General features: G+C 35.4%; 19 protein-coding genes. 4 read left to right on the forward strand and 15 right to left on the reverse strand.

Going from position 1 to position 19,202, the window contains the following annotated elements; all coding sequences use genetic code 11:
- Positions 1-274: 274 nt before the first annotated feature.
- The 13 genes from SD960_RS00860 to SD960_RS00920 all read right to left on the reverse strand — a co-directional run bounded on the left by SD960_RS00860 (position 275) and on the right by SD960_RS00920 (position 13,520).
- Positions 275-1,093 (reverse strand): alpha/beta hydrolase, encoded by an 819-nt coding sequence (locus SD960_RS00860; RefSeq protein ID WP_318800315.1) that lies wholly within the window; start codon positions 1,091-1,093, stop codon positions 275-277.
- 214 nt (positions 1,094-1,307) lie between these two features.
- The gene (locus SD960_RS00865) at positions 1,308-3,665 is read right to left on the reverse strand and encodes an FdhF/YdeP family oxidoreductase (protein WP_318800316.1); all 2,358 of its coding nucleotides are present in this window, start codon (positions 3,663-3,665) and stop codon (positions 1,308-1,310) included.
- A 47-nt stretch (positions 3,666-3,712) separates the two neighbouring features.
- A complete protein-coding gene (fdhD, locus tag SD960_RS00870) occupies positions 3,713-4,585 on the reverse strand; it encodes a formate dehydrogenase accessory sulfurtransferase FdhD (protein WP_318800318.1) in 873 nt (290 codons plus the stop codon).
- A gap of 117 nt (positions 4,586-4,702) precedes the next feature.
- On the reverse strand, positions 4,703-5,218 hold the full coding sequence (locus SD960_RS00875; RefSeq protein WP_318800319.1) for a DsbA family protein: 516 nt from the start codon (positions 5,216-5,218) through the stop codon (positions 4,703-4,705).
- 2 nt (positions 5,219-5,220) lie between these two features.
- Entirely contained in the window at positions 5,221-5,682 is a 462-nt protein-coding gene (locus SD960_RS00880; RefSeq protein WP_115845833.1) for a redoxin domain-containing protein, read from the reverse strand.
- Between the two features lie 323 nt (positions 5,683-6,005).
- Positions 6,006-6,557, reverse strand: a complete 552-nt coding sequence (locus tag SD960_RS00885; RefSeq protein ID WP_318800321.1) for an antibiotic biosynthesis monooxygenase — start codon at positions 6,555-6,557, stop codon at positions 6,006-6,008.
- Positions 6,558-6,601: 44 nt separating this feature from the next.
- Positions 6,602-7,570, reverse strand: a complete 969-nt coding sequence (locus SD960_RS00890) for an NAD(P)H-quinone oxidoreductase (RefSeq protein ID WP_318800322.1) — start codon at positions 7,568-7,570, stop codon at positions 6,602-6,604.
- 4 nt (positions 7,571-7,574) lie between these two features.
- Complete coding sequence (locus SD960_RS00895; RefSeq protein WP_318800323.1) at positions 7,575-8,012, reverse strand: lipocalin-like domain-containing protein; 438 nt, start codon at positions 8,010-8,012, stop codon at positions 7,575-7,577.
- Positions 8,013-8,061: 49 nt separating this feature from the next.
- Entirely contained in the window at positions 8,062-8,619 is a 558-nt protein-coding gene (locus SD960_RS00900; protein ID WP_318800324.1) for a hypothetical protein, read from the reverse strand.
- Between the two features lie 624 nt (positions 8,620-9,243).
- The gene (locus SD960_RS00905) at positions 9,244-11,457 is read right to left on the reverse strand and encodes a hybrid sensor histidine kinase/response regulator (protein WP_318800325.1); all 2,214 of its coding nucleotides are present in this window, start codon (positions 11,455-11,457) and stop codon (positions 9,244-9,246) included.
- 81 nt (positions 11,458-11,538) lie between these two features.
- Positions 11,539-12,234: a LytTR family DNA-binding domain-containing protein gene (locus tag SD960_RS00910; RefSeq protein WP_318800326.1), complete on the reverse strand. Its 696-nt coding sequence runs from the start codon at positions 12,232-12,234 to the stop codon at positions 11,539-11,541.
- A 46-nt stretch (positions 12,235-12,280) separates the two neighbouring features.
- Positions 12,281-12,754 (reverse strand): Dps family protein, encoded by a 474-nt coding sequence (locus tag SD960_RS00915; RefSeq protein WP_115845837.1) that lies wholly within the window; start codon positions 12,752-12,754, stop codon positions 12,281-12,283.
- Between the two features lie 307 nt (positions 12,755-13,061).
- Complete coding sequence (locus SD960_RS00920) at positions 13,062-13,520, reverse strand: hypothetical protein (protein ID WP_318800327.1); 459 nt, start codon at positions 13,518-13,520, stop codon at positions 13,062-13,064.
- A 417-nt stretch (positions 13,521-13,937) separates the two neighbouring features.
- Between SD960_RS00920 and SD960_RS00925 the strand changes: the two genes are divergently transcribed.
- The 4 genes from SD960_RS00925 to SD960_RS00940 all read left to right on the forward strand — a co-directional run bounded on the left by SD960_RS00925 (position 13,938) and on the right by SD960_RS00940 (position 17,147).
- Positions 13,938-14,516, forward strand: a complete 579-nt coding sequence (locus tag SD960_RS00925; RefSeq protein WP_318800329.1) for a Crp/Fnr family transcriptional regulator — start codon at positions 13,938-13,940, stop codon at positions 14,514-14,516.
- Positions 14,517-14,677: 161 nt separating this feature from the next.
- Positions 14,678-15,535: an SDR family oxidoreductase gene (locus tag SD960_RS00930; RefSeq protein WP_318800330.1), complete on the forward strand. Its 858-nt coding sequence runs from the start codon at positions 14,678-14,680 to the stop codon at positions 15,533-15,535.
- A gap of 54 nt (positions 15,536-15,589) precedes the next feature.
- Positions 15,590-16,597: a VOC family protein gene (locus SD960_RS00935; protein ID WP_318800332.1), complete on the forward strand. Its 1,008-nt coding sequence runs from the start codon at positions 15,590-15,592 to the stop codon at positions 16,595-16,597.
- A gap of 106 nt (positions 16,598-16,703) precedes the next feature.
- Positions 16,704-17,147: a nuclear transport factor 2 family protein gene (locus tag SD960_RS00940; protein ID WP_318800333.1), complete on the forward strand. Its 444-nt coding sequence runs from the start codon at positions 16,704-16,706 to the stop codon at positions 17,145-17,147.
- Positions 17,148-17,692: 545 nt separating this feature from the next.
- Here the strand turns inward: SD960_RS00940 and SD960_RS00945 are convergent.
- Positions 17,693-18,607 carry an alpha/beta hydrolase gene (locus SD960_RS00945; protein ID WP_318800335.1) on the reverse strand — a complete coding sequence of 305 codons (915 nt, stop codon included), beginning with the start codon at positions 18,605-18,607 and terminating at the stop codon, positions 17,693-17,695.
- Between the two features lie 20 nt (positions 18,608-18,627).
- On the reverse strand, positions 18,628-19,197 hold the full coding sequence (locus SD960_RS00950; RefSeq protein WP_318800336.1) for a flavodoxin family protein: 570 nt from the start codon (positions 19,195-19,197) through the stop codon (positions 18,628-18,630).
- Between the last annotated feature and the right edge of the window lie 5 nt (positions 19,198-19,202).

Consider the following 19,202-nt stretch of genomic DNA (forward strand, 5'->3'; position numbering starts at 1 on the left):
AACAAGTTTGCCGGTATTGCCTGCTTGTCCCGGTTTGTACTTTTTTATTTTGTCCTTTGCCAAATATAAAAAGGATTGTATACTTTTTTTTACAGAATAATGGTTTGTATTTATAAAATAGCTATTAGATAATTAGACAGGTAGGTATGATGTCAAATGTTTAAACACGAAGACAATTTAATTTTTAGACAACTGACCATCATAGAAATCGAAAATAAAAGCCTCCAGAATCAAAATGATAATGGAGGCTTTTATTTAGAAAATCAGGATATATTTAAGATTTTATAAATTCTAAAATATCCTTATTAATTGTATCTGCTTCTGTTGTTGGCATACCGTGAGGAAATCCAGGATACGAAATTAGTTTTCCGTTTTTCAAAAGTTTTGCGGCTCTCGGCGCTTGATTGTAAGGAACAATCTGGTCGTCTTCTCCGTGTAAAACCAAAACAGGAATATCTAAACTTTTCAAATCTTCTGTAAAATCTGATTCAGAAAACGCTTTAATTCCTTCATAATGAGCCAGAACAGAACCCATCATTCCCTGACGCCACCAATTGTGTTTGATTCCTTCCTGAACAGTTGTTCCTTCACGGTTCCATCCGTAAAAGGCGATAGGAAAATCATAAAAATACTGCGCTCTGCTAAATCCGGTTCCTTGTCTTATTTCATCAAAAATAGCTAATGGCACACCTTCAGGATTGGATTCGTTTTGTATCATAATCGGCGTTACGGCACTAATAATTACTGCTTTTGCGACGCGTTCTTTTCCGTATTTTGCTGCATAACGTACTACTTCGCCGCCGCCGGTTGAGTGGCCAATGTGAATTGCATTTTTTAAATCCAAGGCAGCTGTCAATTCAGCGATGTCAGATGCATAAGTTTCCATATTATTCCCTTCAGAAGTTTGACCAGAACGACCGTGTCCGCGTCTGTCGTGTGCAATAACTCTGTATCCTTGTTTTAAGAAAAACATCATTTGAGTATCCCAGTCGTCGCTAGATAAAGGCCATCCGTGGTGAAAAACGATTGGTTGTCCTGTTCCCCAATCTTTGTAAAAAATTTCAGTTCCGTCTTGTGTTTTAAATGTGCTCATTTTTTATGGTTTTAAGATTAATAAATTTTATAGATGTGTAATTTTGTATTGTTAATATTCTGCGTTAATTTTTTATCGCTTATTTTTTTTCAAATTTATATAGACATAGAGGATCTGTCTATTAATCCAGATTAAGTAATAATTTTTTTATTTTTAATCTAAAAGAATGGATTCAAAGTCTTCAGTAAATACTTGTATTGAAAAGAATCAGATGCTATTTTATCTTTTCATAAACGGCAGGGTCGTGTTTTTTTACTTTTATTTTCACGTATTTAGATGCCGGCATATTGCTTTCCTTCACCACGTTATTTACAGAAACTAAAACATTGGTTTCAGGAAAGTAAGTAACCGTATTCCGTTCTGGTATCTCATATGAGACGATCAGGAATAAAGGCGCAATTCTTTCGATTCCATCATCATAATTATATAAATCTACTTTTTCACCGGCTTTTAATCCTGCTTTATCGATATCTTTTTGATTCATAAAAATTACTCTTCGTTCATTTTTGATTCCTCGATAGCGATCGTCCATGCCATAAATAGTGGTGTTAAACTGGTCATGTGTGCGTGTGGTGGCCATCATGTATTCGTCTGGTGCAAGTTCGTTATCCGGAATTTCAGTTATTGTAAACGAAGCCCGATCAGCCGATTCTTTTCCTTTAAATTCACCGTGACGCGGTGCATTCGGAAGATAAAAACCACCTTTTTCCCTAACTCTGCTATTGTAATTTTCAAAACCCGGAATACAATTTTCTATGGCTTCTCTTACCTCATCATAACTATTGTGATAGCGTTTCCAGTCTACAACCGCTTTCTCTCCAAGCGTTGCCATAGCCATACGGCAGACAATTTGCATTTCGTTTATAAATTGATCTGATATAGGTTTCAAAACACCTTTTGAAGATTGTACGACACCCATAGAATTCTCAGTAGTTATTATTTGTATTTCATTGTTTACAATATCCATATCACTTCGCGAAAGTGTAGGGAGTATAAGAGATTCTTTTCCATGAATCAAATGCCCTCTGTTTAGTTTTGTAGAAACACATACCAGCAGTTTTAATTTTCTGAAGGCTTCTGCTGTATAAGTAGTATCTGGCGCCGCAGACAGAAAATTTCCTCCCATGCAAAACAGAAATTTTACTTTTTCCTCATGTATTGCTTTTATGGTTTCAACGACATCATACCCATGATTTCTTGGAGGATTAAATCCAAAATATGCATGCAGTCTGTCTAGTTGTTCATTGGTTGGTTTTTCATCAATAAGCATTGTTCTGTTTCCCTGCACGTTACTGTGACCGCGAACAGGACAAACACCTGCACCTGGTTTTCCAATACTTCCTTTAATCAGTAAAATATTAACGATTTCTCTGATCATGTCTACACCGTTTGGCTGCTGTGTAAGACCCATTCCCCAACAAACAATAATTCTTTTTTTGAAGGCGATCATTTCTGCTGCTTCGATAATTAATTCTTTTGAAATACCAGAAAGAAAGGCGAGGTGATCTAAATCTAAATTTTCAAATTGTTTCTCAAAATTTTCAAAACCGGTTGTTTTGTCTTTAATGAATTCATGATCAAAAACCTGACCCGGATTTTTCTTTTCCAATTCTATTAGCAGTAACTCAATCGCTTTCAAAAAAGCCATATCGCCGTTTATTTTTATCGGAAGAAAAAGATCAGCCAATTTGCCGCCTGAACCTATTATTCCTTTTATTGCCTGCGGATTATGAAATCCCATTAAACCTGCTTCCGGCAAGGGATTAACAGCAATAATTTTTGCTCCGTTTTTTTTGCCTTTTTCCAAAGCGCTCAACATTCGCGGTGCATTGGTTCCGGGATTCTGTCCAATTATAATGATGAGATCAGTATCATAAAAATCTTCTAAAGTAACCGTTCCTTTTCCAATACCGATTGTGGTTTTCAGAGCCGTGCCAGAGGTTTCGTGGCACATATTAGAACAATCGGGCATATTATTGGTTCCGAATTCTTTTGCAAAAAGCTGATACAGAAACGAAGCTTCATTACTTGTTCTTCCCGAAGTGTAAAAAGCAGCTTCATTTGGAGATTCAAGCGCATTTAAATGTGAAGCAATTTTTGCAAAAGCATTCTCCCAACTGATGGGCTGATAATGCGTTCCTCCAACCGGTAAATACATGGGCTCAGTTAACCTTCCCATTTTTCCAATTTGGTAATCGTCTAATTTTGAAAGGCTGTAAACGGAATTTTTCTTAAAAAAATCGGCAGTAACTTTTTTAGTTGTCGCTTCTTCTGCTAAAGCTTTTGCACCATTTTCGCAATATTCGCCCAAAGGAGACCGATCGTCATCAGGATCCGGCCAGGCACAACTCGAACAGTCAAAACCTCCCTTTTGATTCATTTGAAACAACGCTTTTCCACCTCGAAGAACTGCTTTGTCTTCAATAAGATCGCTTACCGCAGCTAAAACCGCAGGCACGCCGGCAGCCCATTTCTCTACTTTTGTTATTTTAAGTTTTGAAAGCTGGTATGGATTTTCTGCGTCAGGTAATTTAGGGTCTAAATTATCTGAGTTTTGTTGCTCTTCCTTCATTGAATTTTTGGTTTAATTGGTCTTGTGCGATATGGTATGAGATAATTTCAGTCAGTTACAATAACGGTTTGATCTGAAGCATTATATATATTCAGCCTGTTTTCTTTAAGAAATCCCAAAAGAGTAATATTAAATTCTTCGGCAAGCTCGACTGCCAGACTGGACGGAGCACCAATGGAAGCAATAATGGAAATTCCAGCCATTGCAGCTTTTTGTATCAGTTCAAAACTTGCTCTTCCGCTCAGAAGCAAGATATGCTCATTTAAGGGCAGTGTTTTATTCATAAGCGATTGCCCAATTAATTTGTCTAATGCATTGTGTCTTCCTACGTCTTCCGTTAAAAGAATCAAATCGCCCTGATTATTAAAAAGTCCCGATGCATGAAGGCCTCCGGTTGATGCAAAATCACTTTGTGCTATTCTTAATTTTTCGGGAAGCTTATACAATACCGATGCCTCAATCGTAACTTTGGGTTTCATCAAATTTACAAACGAACTCACTGTTTTGATCGACTGAATCGAACTTTTACCACATACACCACAGCTCGAAGTCGTGTAAAAATTACGATCTGTCTGCATCAAATTTGGACTAAAATTTTCATTAAGATCAACCTGAACAATGTTTTCTTTCTTAGAAAGACAGTTCATTTCTACAGAATAAGCGCGTTCTACATCTTCAAAAGAAGTAATAATGCCTTCTGTAAATAAAAAGCCAATTGCCAGTTCTGTATCATTGCCCGGTGTGCGCATGGTAACCGAAATATTCTTCTGAATTCTTTCTGTCCCGGAGCCATAAGATATTCTAATCTCAAGTGGTTCTTCGACTGAAAGGGTATCTAAAAAAAAGGAGATTTCGTTACCATTTATCCTTTGGACGTTTACGTTTTTAATGGAAACTAATTCCGAATAATTTATTTCCATAAAGGATTTAATTGAGATTGCTACGTAAATTTAATTAAAAATATCATCAGAGAAGGCACTTTTCCTCATTAATTAGCCGATGAAGCCGTATGATTTAACATTCATTAACGTGGTTGTTTATTTGACGATCTCACCCATAAGCTGCAGTAAATCTTCCGGGCCACCGTTAAATTTTGTGCCATTAACAAATAGGGAAGGAGTACCATTTACACCGCTCATAATACCGCTTTCAAAATCAGAATCGACTTTGGCTGCAACTTCAGATTTTTTAATATCATTATTAAATTGCTCGCTGTCAAGTTCTAGTTTTTCTGCTAATTCTAACAAAAGATTTTCACTTAAATACTGCTGATTTTCATAAATAGCATCGTGCATTTCCCAGAATTTTCCCTGCAGTGCAGCCGCTTCTGCCACGATGGCTGCCGGACGTGCGTATTGGTGCATTTCTGATAATGGAAAATTTCTAAATACAAATTGTATCTGGTTTCCGTATTTGTTCATCATTTCTTTAAGAACGGGATAAGCGGCACCACAATACGGACATTGATAATCTCCATATTCAACAATTACGATATCGGCATCTTTTTTTCCTTGTTTATGGTCAGTTGTACTAACCGATGGTTTTAGTGACATAATTAGTTGGTTTTAAGGTTTTCTAAAGTTTCTAAGATTCCATCAGCTCCGGGATTTATGGCCATTGGTGAGAGATAACTCCATTGTATAATTCCATTTTTATCGATTACAAAAAGTGCACGGCTGCATTCGCCTTCTTCTTCATTGTAGACACCGTATTTTTTAGCGATTTCTCCTTTGCTTTCAAAATCAGCTAATAAAGGGAAATGCAGGTTTCTGGATTGAGAAAAAGCCATGTGACACCATTTGCTGTCTACAGAAATACCGAAAATTTCAGCATCGTATTTTTTAAAGTATTTCAGCATTTCATTGTATAAGGCCATTTGATCACTGCAAACCGGACTCCAGTCGGCAGGATAAAAAGCTAAAACCACGTTTTTTCCTTTAAATTCTGATAAAGTGATTTTTTGGTCGGGTGTTGCAAATAAGGTAAAATCCGGCGCAACTTCATTTTTCTGTAGCATAAGGTTTATTTTTAAGGTTAATAGCCTGAATGTTGAAAAACATTGTTTTTCCTGCCAGAACATTTAAACGAAATTTGTATTTGTTTGTTGGTTTACTTCGTTTGTTAATTCTATTGTAAAGCTATTGAAGATATGCAGGATCTTTAGTTCAAATTCGTTAGATGGGCAAAAACTATCGTTGAGTTTGGTGAATAGAAACTTTTAAAATATTATTTGTGAAGAGTGGTTTAATTTGCAAGAATAAATACCAATTTATTTGCGTTTAAATCAAAAAAAAATCACCGCATGTGCAGTGATTTTTTATTTGTATAAGAGGTTGTGTTCTATTTGTACAACCATTTTTTAATAAGTTTGGTATAATTGGGCATTACAACAAATACCATTAAAAAGACAATGAAACCTGAATTGACCAAAGCATCAAAATAATGATTTGCTGGAATTTTTAGCAATCTCAACACTGGAATGACCAACAATGGAATTACCAGCGACAATGGATAAATGGCAGACCAGGTTACCAGGAATTGTTTCCAGCGTACAGGAACTTTATTTCCTTCGTTTTCATTATTAAAAAGAAAATCCAAACCTGATTTTATCTGATAGTTGTCATTTTTTCTAAAAAGCGGATTAGCTTTTTCGATCAGTAATTTTCTGTTGTCTGATTCCATCCAGCTTTTCAGATTTTCAATATCGTCAAATCGGATAATAACGGTGTAAACAAAAGTCAGATGAGGAATGGGACGCACAATCTGCAAATCGATAAAACCATTGGAGTGTTTGGTAATGGGAACGATTTCGTTCAGCCATTTTTCATATTCGGGTTCTTTTCCATCTAAAATATGATGGCTAATTACCACAGATGCGCCTTGATTTTCCATAATACTTTTGTTTATTTAGATTTCTTAAAATTATAATCAAAATACTATCTTACTAATATAATTTTACCGGTATGTCTGCTTTCTTCTAATAACCGATGCGCTTCAGGAGCTTCTGTAAAGGGAAAAGTTTTAAATATAATCGGTTTGAATTGTTTCGACTCAATTAAAGGCCAAACGATTTTTTGTACCTCTTTTGCCAATTGTTTTTTAAAATCATATTCTCTGCTTCGTAAAGTACTTCCGGTTATGGTTAGGCGTTTTATCATTACTTTCCAGATATCAAGATCTACATGACTGCCACTAACGGCATTAATATGAACTAATCGGCCTTCTGGTTTTAAGATGTTCACATTTTTACTAAGGTAATCACCACCAATCATATCTAAAATTACATCAACTCCTTCTTCCTGCAAAATTGTTTCGAAGTCCTGTGTTTTATAATTAATGTAAGCATCGGCACCAAGCTCGAGACATTTTTGCCCTTTTTCATCAGATCCTACGGTTACAGCTACACGATGTCCCAAAGCATGAGCGATCTGGATTCCTGTGATACCAATACCGCTGTTGCCGCCATGAATTAAAAGAGTTTCTCCAGACTTGAGGCCTGCTCTTTGAAAAACGTTGGACCAGACTGTAAAAACGGTTTCCGGCAGACTTGCAGCTTCGGCAAAAGTCAGTCCTGATGGAATTGGAAGGCATTGACCTTCACGAACGCTGACATATTCTGCATAACCTCCGCCAGCGAGAATGGCACAAACTTTATCTCCAACCTTAAAGTCGGTAACATCTGGTCCGCATTCCGCCACAATTCCGGAAACTTCTAAACCCAAAATTTCAGAGGATACGCCGGAAGGTGCGGGATAATTACCTTCACGCTGAAAAATATCAGAACGGTTTAATCCTGCTGCTTTTACTTCTATTAATATTTCGTCTGCTTTAACTTCTGGAGTGGGATAATCCTGCAGCTTCAGTACATCTGGAGCTCCAGGTTGCGTTATAACTATTGCTTTCATTTGGTTAATGATTAATGGTTTCTATAGATTTTTCAATTCTTTTCCAAGTCAGTTTATGAGTTACCAAACGTGAATTATTCATAAAAGGCTGCTCGGTTTCTAAATGAAGTAATCCATCTTTAAAAAGAACTTTTCTGATTTGTGTCTGGTTTCTCCAATTTTCAAAAAGGGATATATACATGGTATGGCTGACGGTTTGTTTTTCATCGTCTGTTTGAAAAGGTCCTGAATAGGCGAGATAAGCTGCATTCTTTTTAGTGTCAAAATTTTCAGAATCTGCACTCATTATTTGTGCCGACATGAATCCATCGCCGTTATAAATAATTAGACCTTTTGGTTTTATACCCATCGGATATGTAATTTCTCCTCCATCTAAAGATACTTCAATCATTTCAACCAAAGACCAGGAACCAACCAATTTTTCAAATAAATTATTTTTCATATTACTCAAAATAAAAGGAGCGCACATTAGTACGCTCGATTTGTAAGGATTAAAAAGGCTGATTGTATTTGCCTGTTAGCGCTTTGTTTTCGATGCTTTTAGCAAAATTGGGAGTCTCCTCATGATTGTGAGCGTCAGAAGCAGCTTGTCTTGAAGCAGCAGCACCTGAAAGATTGATATTATGTTCTTTTAAATATGCAAACATTTCCGGCGTTGCGGTCGCATGAATTTCATTGGTATAAAGACAAGTGTTTTCGTCGATTTTAGTTACTTTCAGTTCCCATAAAACCTGAACTTTAGTGCGTCCGTTTTGAGTGATAGAATCTGAAATTGATAGCATACGGCAATAATCCGGACGATGAACTGTTGCAACATAATGCTGTACCATTAAAGCATCGCCTATTGTTTCTACGTTAATAGACATGGGCTCGCCTTCATAAGTGCTTGTAATTCCTGCACCAATATGCTGTGTAGAACAGCGTTGGTATTCGGCATCAGGAAGGTTTAAAAGCCAATCGGCAATATTTACTTTTTCAATAGGAGCATTGATAACTGCGGTTACAGTTGAATGTGATAATGCATTTTCCGGGGTTTGAATGATTTCCATAATTTTGGTTTTAAGTGTTTTACTACAGTAAATTTAGCCTCATAAAACCGAGGTGCAGTACACTATTCATCGGACGGGCAAAAACACTCGTTTAAAAACGGAAATCAATCGTTTACTATTTTAATTTGAAAGAAAATTAAAGGAAACATTATAATATCAATCTGAGAAAACATAACCAATGGTTTCAATCATTGGGACATGATACGTATCAAAATGCGTTCTCCGTTGCGTGTCCCGAGGTTGAAACCCCGGGCTATATTTTAAAATAGGAGTGGTAAAAATTAAGAGAAAATATTATTCTCAATTCTGAAAAACATAGCCAATGGTTTCAACCATTGGGACATGATACGTATCACAATGCATTTTCCGTTGCGTCTCCCGAGGTTGAAACCTCGGGCTATATTTTAAAATAGGAGTGGGAAAAATTAAGAGGAGAATATTAGTCTCAATCTAAAAAAAACATAGCCGATGGTTTCAACCATTGGGACGTGATTTCGATATGAAAAAGCATAGCCAATAGTTGCAGCCATTGTAACGCAATAATTATAAAAAAAGAGACTGCCTTTGGGGAACAGTCTCTCAATTGAATATTATAAATAAGATGATTTTGTATTTGAAGTAAAATTATTGTCGCAGATTTTCCAATACTATTTTGGCTTCAGCAATTGCAGAAGTAAGAATGCTTTCTACATCCTCTATAATCTGCTGTAAGGCTGTGTTTTTCTCTTTGGCCATTTCAAGAAGATTAAGTTTTTGTTCTAGAATTGGCAGTAAACCCATTATCGCGGCACTAGATCGTAAATCGTGTGCCCTGAGTTTTACGATTTTAAAATCTTCATTTTGGTAAGCTGTGATAAGCTGTTCCAAATGTAACGGTACATTCTCAACGAATTGTGTTGTAACTGTTTGTTCAAAGCTTTTATTTCCGCCGCTTACAGACTGCATATAGGTAAGATCAATAAACTCAAAAACAGTATTATTTTGGCTGATCTTCATTTCTTCAGATTTTGCTTCTTTCAGTCCGAAATTAGTAATCAGTTTATACAGTTCCTCTTCTTTTATAGGTTTAGAAATGTATTCATTCATGCCTCGGCTCAAACATCTTTCTCTTTCGCCGGGAAGTGCATGAGCGGTCATGGCGATTATAGGAATATCTAATTTTAATATTTCACGAATTTCCTGTACGGCAGTATATCCGTCCATTTGAGGCATTTGTAAATCCATAAGTACAAGATCGCATTCTTTTTTTCTCAGATATTCAACCGCTTCTAAACCATTAGAGGCTATGTCAAAATCAATATTCCATTGCGAGAGCAAGTGCTTCATCAAACTTTGGTTGATCGCATTGTCGTCTACAACCAAAACTCTCAATGCGGTATTAGACATGTCTTTAAAATGGTCAATATCTGCGACGGGTACTGAATTGAATTGTTTTTTGGAAATTCCATAAGGAATATAAAAATTAAAAGCCGTTCCTTTTCCTTGTTCACTGCTTACTTCGATATCACCTTCCTGCAATAAAATAAGCCTTTTTACAATTGATAATCCAAGCCCGGTTCCGCCATAATTTCTGGTTGTCGAATCTTCGCCCTGATTGAATCTTTCAAAAACTTCTGTTAGTTTTTCTTTATCAATCCCAATTCCCGTATCCGTAATTTTGAAGCCCAAAGTAATCTGATTTTCACTTTGTTCCTTGTTATAAACTTCAATGCTTACGGTTCCCTGATGGGTAAATTTTATCGCGTTTCCAATAAGGTTCACCAATATTTGTGTCAATCTGGTGGCATCACCAACTAAAGTATCGGGAATAGAGGCATCTACTTTACTGGAAATAGTTAGTTTTTTTTCTTTTACACGTTCAGAAAAAAGGGTTTCAATAGAATTCAGTAATCCATTAATGCTGAATATACCTGGAGTAATACGCATCATTCCGGCTTCGATTTTAGATAAATCAAGTATGTCATTAATGATTGTCATTAAATTTTCTCCGGAACGCTGAATTGAGGTAACAAATTCTGCAGAAGTTTCATCCAAAGGCCTTTTCTGCAGTAAATTGGTAAATCCTAAAATTCCGCTGAGGGGCGTTCTGATTTCGTGGCTCATATTGGCCAGAAAATTTTCTTTGGTCTGTGCGGCAACAGATGCTTTTTTTTCGGCTATGTCCAATTCCTTAATTAAATGATGCTGTCTTCTGAATTGACGCATGATATGATAACCAATTACAGCACCGCTAATGACCAATAAAAACAACAAAGAAATGTCATATAACTTGGCACGACGCCCCATTTCCTGACTTAAATTGCTGAGCTCCACCATTCGTACCTGACGTTTCTGATAAATCTTAGCTGTTATGTCGGTAATCTCATTCGAAATTATTCTGGCTTGTGGGTTGGCTATAGAACTTTCATCATCCATATTCCCCAAAGAGTCATAGCGATGGAGCAGTTTACCCTTAGTAATCATTTTATTTTGTGCAAGAATCCCCAGTCTTTGTATTAACTTTTCTTCCTCATGATCTTCATTGTCTACAGATAGCGAATCAAGAAAATTTCTGATCTGCTTTATTTTTTGGTCGATACCTTCCAAATGGGTTGTATCGTTGGTTGCGATAGAAGCCCTGATTCTGCTTTCAACACTCAAAATATCGCGGTCGATCTCTCTTAAATGATTGCTTGAACGCAATTCGTTTAAGAGTGTATTATTGTTTCTGATGAGCTCTTTAGTATTTTTAGCAGAATTTATTTGTACAGCTATTAATAATATACTGCATAAAATAAAACTGCTTATTATAAAATAACTAAAGCGTTTGTTGCCCATTAGAGTAGATGTATTTATCATAAAAACAGGTGTAAATAAATTGTTTGTCTTAATTGAATAAAACAAGAGAATAGAACTTTATTCAGGCAAAATAAATTTTGTTTAAAAAACATTCATTCTGGCGTTCAGTGCTTTTCGGTAAGCATCGGCAACTGGAATAAATTTTTTATTGATCATAATACCGCCGTCTTGCAAAGTGTCGATTTTACTAATAGAGACAATATAGGAACGGTGCACTCTTATGAAATCATCTTTGGGCAGACGTTCTTCGGCTGTTTTCATTTTGCCGTGTATGGCAAACATTTTTTCCTTAGTGTAAAACTTTACATAATCGCCCATGGCTTCTGCATAAAAAATATCATCCAGTTTTAAGCGTCTTGTAATATTAGAATCCCTGACAAATAAAAATTCTTCTTTACCATATTGTATGTTTTCTTTTCGGCTTTCTATAATCGACTGCGCTTTACTGACTGCTTGTAAAAATCGGGCAGGCGTAACGGGTTTAAGGATGTAATCTGCAATGTTGAGCTCAAAAGCTTCGAGCGCGTAATCCTTTTTTGAAGACGTAAAAATGATAATGATATCTTTGCCAGAAAGGTTTTTTGTCAATTCGATTCCAGTCATCTCCGGCATTTCAATATCCAGAAAGATCAGGTCGATGTGATTTTCCTGTAAATGATGGTATGCCTCAATGGCATTACAATATTCATTTACAACAGTAAGATTCGGAATTTGTTTTGCCAAATGAGACAAAGTGGTTCTTGCAATATCATTGTCATCAACAATCAACGCTTTCATGGTATTTGGTTTTTGGTTTAGACAAATATACTTATTCCTAATTATTTTATCTAAAGTAAGAGCGAATCATCCAGGCCATTTCTTCATGAATTTCTAATAATCCGGTAATAAAATCACTTGAACCATAATCTTTGTAATCATTGGCAAAGGGTGTGATGTTGCCTCGAAGAAAATCAATAATACTTTCATGATCCTGCAACAAGTCTTTCATAAAACCTAATCCGTCATTTGTTCTCTCGCTATATTCTGTAAGATGTGTAAGCTCAAGATATGTTTTTAAGCTGGCAGGAGCATAGTGACCAATTTTACGCATACGCTCTGCAACACTATCTATAATTTCATCCAGTTGTTTGTACTGATTTTCGAAGAAAATGTGATTTGCGTGAAAATTATCTCCTGTTACATTCCAGTGCGCATTTCTTGTTTTAGTATAAAGTACAAATTCGTCAGCCAATAATTTTGCCAATTCATTTGAAACAGCGTTTGTGTTTTTTTCTGTAATCCCAATGGTTGCTTTCATAATCTAAAGTTTTAAGTTATAAGCATTATCGCTTTCTTTTCTTATGTAAAGGTCATTAGAAAACTTCCCAGGATCAATTGTATTTCGATAGAAAGGCAAAAAGTATCGTTGAAAAAGGTATTTGATATTTATAAAACAATAAATTATTTAGTTACTATAATTGTATTGAAAAACTTTGCCTGATAGTTACACTCAGAAAATTGATGGTTAAAATTTGAATCTCAGGCAAATAGATTTCTTCTTATTTTTGATAAGGCAACGCAGGAGTTTAATACCATAACATTACAAATAGGATTTTAGCCCATTGCTAGAAATGTGAATTTCGGAGAACTGGTTTATACGTCATAAAAAGTGCCATGATTTCATTTTCATTTTTCTCAAGTAAATCGATTTGAAAATAAAAGGATTTTTTATTTTCTAACAGTATATATAAGTGAGTAGCAGTACTTTTTTCATTGTATTCGTTATGGCTGGTTCTCTTATTTACTTCAAACGCATTTATTTCATCCCAGGCAAAAGTTCCTATTGAATTAAAAAAGACCTCCCTATCACTCAAAATAATTTCAGCAGGTTCCTGGGTTACACGCGTGTTTTTTATAAAAGAAAAAAGATATAAGAGTCCAATAATACCCAAAAATACTGCCAGAAAAACAGATAAGTCTATAACCATAATTGTAACTGCCAAAAAAATCACAGATGCTAAAAATGATATTATGATGGTGTGATTTCTAAATCTTTTAGCTTGTTTTATAATAATTGTTTCCATCTCTTCTTATTTAAATGGTAATAATTTTCATGTATTATTGCTATGCTAATTTAAGCATATTTATAGTAAATATACTCAAGCATGTATTTATATGGCAAACAATAGGTTACTGGAAAAAAAAACGGGACAAAAGATGATTTTTATCTTTTGTCCCGTAGAGTGACCTCAGCGGGACAAATTTCAATATTTTTTTTGGATGATTTGAAGAAATTGTTTTATTATATGTTGTCTGTCTTTGAGTGTGTTTATGAATTTGGTTTGGATGCCTGTTGGGGATTGATATCTTTTTTGGTCATATGATAATACATAATGAACTTAAAAATTTTTCTTTATAAACCTTAATGTCGACAAAATTGCCATTATATCTGCTGAGATAAATTTGCCGATAAGAGAGCTTTTGCATAATTTTACATTTGTATGTATGAAATATTCCAAAAATATCTTGACGATAAAACAACCCTGACAGATTCAGAGTCTGCTTATATTAAATCCTTTGCCATTATAAAAAAACTGCGTAAAAGACAGTATCTTCTTCAGGAAGGGGATATTTGGAAATATGATGCATTTATTAGTCAGGGATGTCTTCGGACTTATTCTGTAGATGAAAAAGGAAGTGAACATGTAAATAGTTTCAGTATTGAAAATTGGTGGACAGGCGATAGAGAAAGCCTGCTGTTTCAACAACCATCACGTTTTAATATTGATGCAATTGAAGACAGTGAGCTAATATTGTTTACCCATGAAAATTTTGAAATGCTTTGCAGGGAAATTCCAGCCTTTAATAGTATGGTAAATGCGATTTTACAAAAAAGCTTCATTGCAGCACAAAACCGAATTCAGGCATCACTTAGTTTTACGGCAGAAGAAAAGTACTTAAACTTTATCAATAAATACCCGGGTTTTGCTTCACGCATACCACAGACCATGATCGCCTCATATCTCGGCATGACACCAGAAACATTAAGCCGTATACGAAAACAGACGGCAAAAAAATAATTAAAAAAGGAGCTTAAAGCTCCTTTTTTAATGCTCTATGCTGAACACTTGATCTATATCAAGTTTTTACTTATCTCTAATCAATGTACAGGTTTTACAGTTGTCGCAACTTTGTAATGTTCAAAAGGGACAAACTTTATAAACATATAAAATTAGAAATCATGTCAAAAACAATTTTCATTACCGGTACAAGTTCAGGATTTGGTAAACTTACAGCTATAACATTAGCAAATGCCGGTCATTCAGTAATTGCAGGAATGCGAAATACAAAAGATAAAAATGCAGCAGCAGCAAAAGAATTAACTGCTATTGATAACATTGAAGTAGTAGATATAGATATTACAGATGATGGATCGGTTAGTAATGCTGTAGAAAAAATGCTTACTAAATACGGAAAAATTGATGTGCTTATCAATAATGCTGCAGTAAGCGGTTTTGGTCTGCTGGAAGGATATTCAATTGATCAGGTCCGCAGGATGTTCGATGTTAATGTTTACAGCGTACTTCGCATGTATCAGGCCGTACTTCCTTCTATGAGAAAAGAAAAAAATGGTCTTATTATCAATATTACTACTGGAGCGAGTGGCCATACACTTCCTTTTATGATCCCATATATCGCCTCAAAACTGGTGGTTGAAAGTTTTACCGAAGGTCTCCAGGATGAATTAAAAGATTACGGAATTGAAAACGTGAGCATTCAGCCGGGAGTTTATCCAACAGAAATGAATAACGGTTCTAAAGCTGGTATTCATGCCGATAAAGCTGAAATTATAGAAGATTATGGACAAGCAGCATCGGAAAAATTTAATGCATTAGGAACCGCCTTGTTTGGTAAAATGGCTGAATTTGAAATGAATCCTCAGACTATTGCTGACGGAATTCTGGATTTGGTAAGTATGAAAAAAGGAGACAGACCGCTTCGTTTTCCTCTGGATGCGATCGCTCAAGGCACGGATAAAGAATTTATAGAGGCTCGTGCAGCCATCAAAGCAAAATGGTTAGCAGCTTACAGTAATTAATTCACATCAAAAAATCAAATTAAATTATATATAAATACGTCAAAAACAGTAATCATGAAAACAAATTATAAATCAAATCAAAAAATTCAAACTTCTGCAGTTGCTCTATTAAATCTCGTTTTTTTCTTTTCTGCTTCAGAAAAAGCAGAGGCTCAAAATACTGCAGGAATTATTGGAATCGATCACGTTGGAATTAATGTCCCGGATTTAAATCAGGGAATAACATTTTTCAGTGATGTACTTGGTTTTAAACCTGTAACACAACTTGGACCTATACCGCTGGACGCTGGCTGGAAAGAAGCGAATCATATAAATCCTACTACCGGAGCTGTAACTATAAAAATGATAAATGCCGGAACAGGCGCAAGTATTGAGGTATTTAGTTACGCTGATAATAAAGGCAGTAAAGTACATCCTAATTCAGACGATATCGGAGCTTCACATATTGCTTTTTATACATCAGATATAAAAGAATCAGTAAAATATCTGAAATCTAAGGGCGTAAAAATATTGGGAGAACCATATTTAACTCCATCTGGAGATACGGCTGGAGAATCTTGGGTATATTTCGAAACACCTTGGGGTTCTAAAATGGAGCTGGTTTCATATCCTGACGGAAAAGGATATGAAAAAACAAATCCTAAACAAATGTTATGGTCGCCAAAAAATGAAACATCTGCTGTGAGATTAAAAAATCAAACAGCCGATCCATTGCAATACAATGCAATTGTAGAGCGTCATTTTGAGATATGGAACGGAACTGATGGAGCAAAACGTATAGCAGCAATGAATGACATTTATGCCAGAGACATCGAAGTGTTGGATAATCATTTTAGTGCTGTTGGCAGTGGACAGATCAATGAATTTGTAGATAATCTTCATGAAAAATTTCCAGGATATAAATTTATTGTAAAATCAATTGAAAGTCACCACAATATTATTCGTGCTTACTGGCAGAATGGATCAGAGGCAAATCCTGCTGCAGTTACCGGAATGGATTTATTTGTTATTGAAAATGGAAAAGTGCAAAAACTATATGTTTTTGTTGACAGCAAAAAATAAAACAAATCATAAGAATTATCGGTGGGCTTTACGGTTTTGTATTCAAAACTGTTTAAGTAAAAACGTCAATTTATATTTAAATACTAAACATTAAAAAACAACAATTATGAAAGCTTCAATAATAAATTCAAATTCAGAAAACGAAAAATTAATCCGAAAACTTTACAGTGTGGCAGAAAGCCAGGATGCCAAAGCATTTGTCGAACTTTTTACAGATGATGGTTATTTTTGGGATGTCTCTGCCGGAACTAAATATTATGGTGAAGATATTGGAAAAACAGTAGATGTTTATGCCGCAGCTTTTCCCGATATGCACAGAGAACTATATGAACTATATGTTTTGGAAGATCAAAATACTGTAGTGGTAGAATTATCTTTAAATGGAACTCATAAAGGACCATTGCAGTTTTCGTCAGGAATAATCGAACCTACTGGAAAAATAATAGAAGTACCGTGTTGTGATGTTTTCAAAATCGAAAATGGGAAAATAAAATCTTTCCATTGTTATAGTGCAGGGACGATTCTTTTAGGGCAGTTAGGAATTTTTTGATTTAAAATAAATTTTTCAATCCCTTTATTTACTGTTCCATTCTAGGTGTTCGAATCCTGTTAAGTTATCGATTGATAAACATAAAATTTGCCTTTTTTTTGTATAAATACATATTCTTTGTTTTGAGCCATTGTATAAAAAATAAAAGCAAAAATGATTCAAATTAGCGCATTTATTAGCATAAATAAAAAAAAGGCGCCAATTGTCTTCAATTGGCGCCTTTTGGCTTGTTGTGACCTTGACGGGACAAATTCCCACATTTTTTTTGGATGATTTGAAAAAATTGGCTTATTATATGTAGTTATCTGTCTTCCTGTGGCTTTGTAATTTTGGTTTAGATGTACTGTTGGGGATAGAAGCGAAAATGTATTTAGATTTATATATAATTATTGCAAGAATAAAAAAAGACTGTCTTAACTTTTTGTAAAAAAAAGCAGCAGCTCTAAATTGTGAATCTACAAATAAAAGGAGGAAGAGCATTTAAGGCAGTTTTTATCTAACTCAAGCTCTTCCATTTTTAATCTCCAACTTATATTAACTCAAAATTACAATGTAGTACTGTAAAATTCAGTTAGTTTAGCTACTGCCTGATCCACATATTCCGGAATATCATACATGGCGATATGGGTGGCCCCATCAACAATAAATAATTCTTTGTCTCCCTGTGCAAGCTCAAAAGCCTGATCACTGAAAATTTTAGTATCAGCTTTACTTCCGGCAATTAATAGCATTGGCTGTGTTAAAAAGGCCGGAATTTGATCAAAAGCAGAAAAAGCTAAAATTCGATCTGCACTGGTAAAGAGATACTTGTTTACAGAATTAGGATGCTGTGCCCTTGAAGTTTTGTAATAGTCGTGGCCTTCTCTTAATAAATCGGGTGTGTTTTCATTAATTTCTTCTTTTGTTTCCGGCACCCAATGCATATACATGGGTTCAGCTCCGTTTGCTTCAAGATTTCGCTGTATCCCTACGTTTTTCAGTAAGTCTAACAAAACAGGAGCAGGGGTTTCATATCCTAGGAAATTTCTAAAACCTTCGCCCATTGGAGAAGCGCTTATAACAGCAATTGCTTTAAAACGATGCTCTGTCTGCGCCACGCTTATGGCATAACCACCACCTGCACAAATGCCAAATACACCTAGGCGATCTATATCTATGTAGGGAAGAGTAGCTAAATAATCGGCTCCGGCACGCGCATCTTCAACTCTGGCTGTAGGATCTTCTAAATAACGGGGAAGTCCTTCGCTTTCGCCTTGATAAGAAGCATCGAAAGTTAAAGCTATAAATCCGTTTTCGGCTAATTTAGAGGCATAATGCCCAATTGTTTGTTCTTTAACTCCGCCGGCTGGATGTATGCATACTATAGCTGGATATTTAGCTGTTTCATTAAAATTATCCGGAAGATGTAATTCAGCAGCCATCTTAAGGTCTTTATTTTTAAAAGAGGTTATTTTTTTCATTGGTTAGTTTTAAAGGGTTATTAGCGTAACTGATTAATTGTAAAATCGGCAATTCTTTTGCCAAACACTTCTCCAGACAATAAATCGTCTTTTGTAATGGATGATGCCGTATTTTGTTCGGCAAAAGCCATAGCGCCTATCCAAGTTCCTAAGCGATTTACACCGTTTGACTGTGAAGGCATTTCGCCTGTGCCCAGCCAGATCATTCCATGCTGCATTGCAATGGCTTGTAAAGACTGTAAAGTGATTACTTTGTCTCCGCTTGGTGTTCCTGATACCGTAAATCCTGCTGCAATTTTATTTTTCCATTTTTGCTGTGACCAGCTTCCAATTGTTGCATCGGCAAATGCTTTAAATTGTGCGGCACATCCAGCCATATAAGTGGGCGTTCCAAATATGATAGCATCACTTTCATCTAATTGACTTATGACAGCATCATTTTTATAGCGTCCCTTTGTGATATCATTTTCATCTATTGAAATAATATTTAGTGAAGCTTCTTGCAATGACGAAACCCCTTTGCCAATTGATTGGGCAAGTTTTGCCGTACTGCCTGAACCAGAAAAATATATAATGGTTATTTTTTTCATTTTTT

This window comes from Flavobacterium sp. MMLR14_040, from assembly GCF_033657265.1.
Lineage (GTDB): Bacteria > Bacteroidota > Bacteroidia > Flavobacteriales > Flavobacteriaceae > Flavobacterium.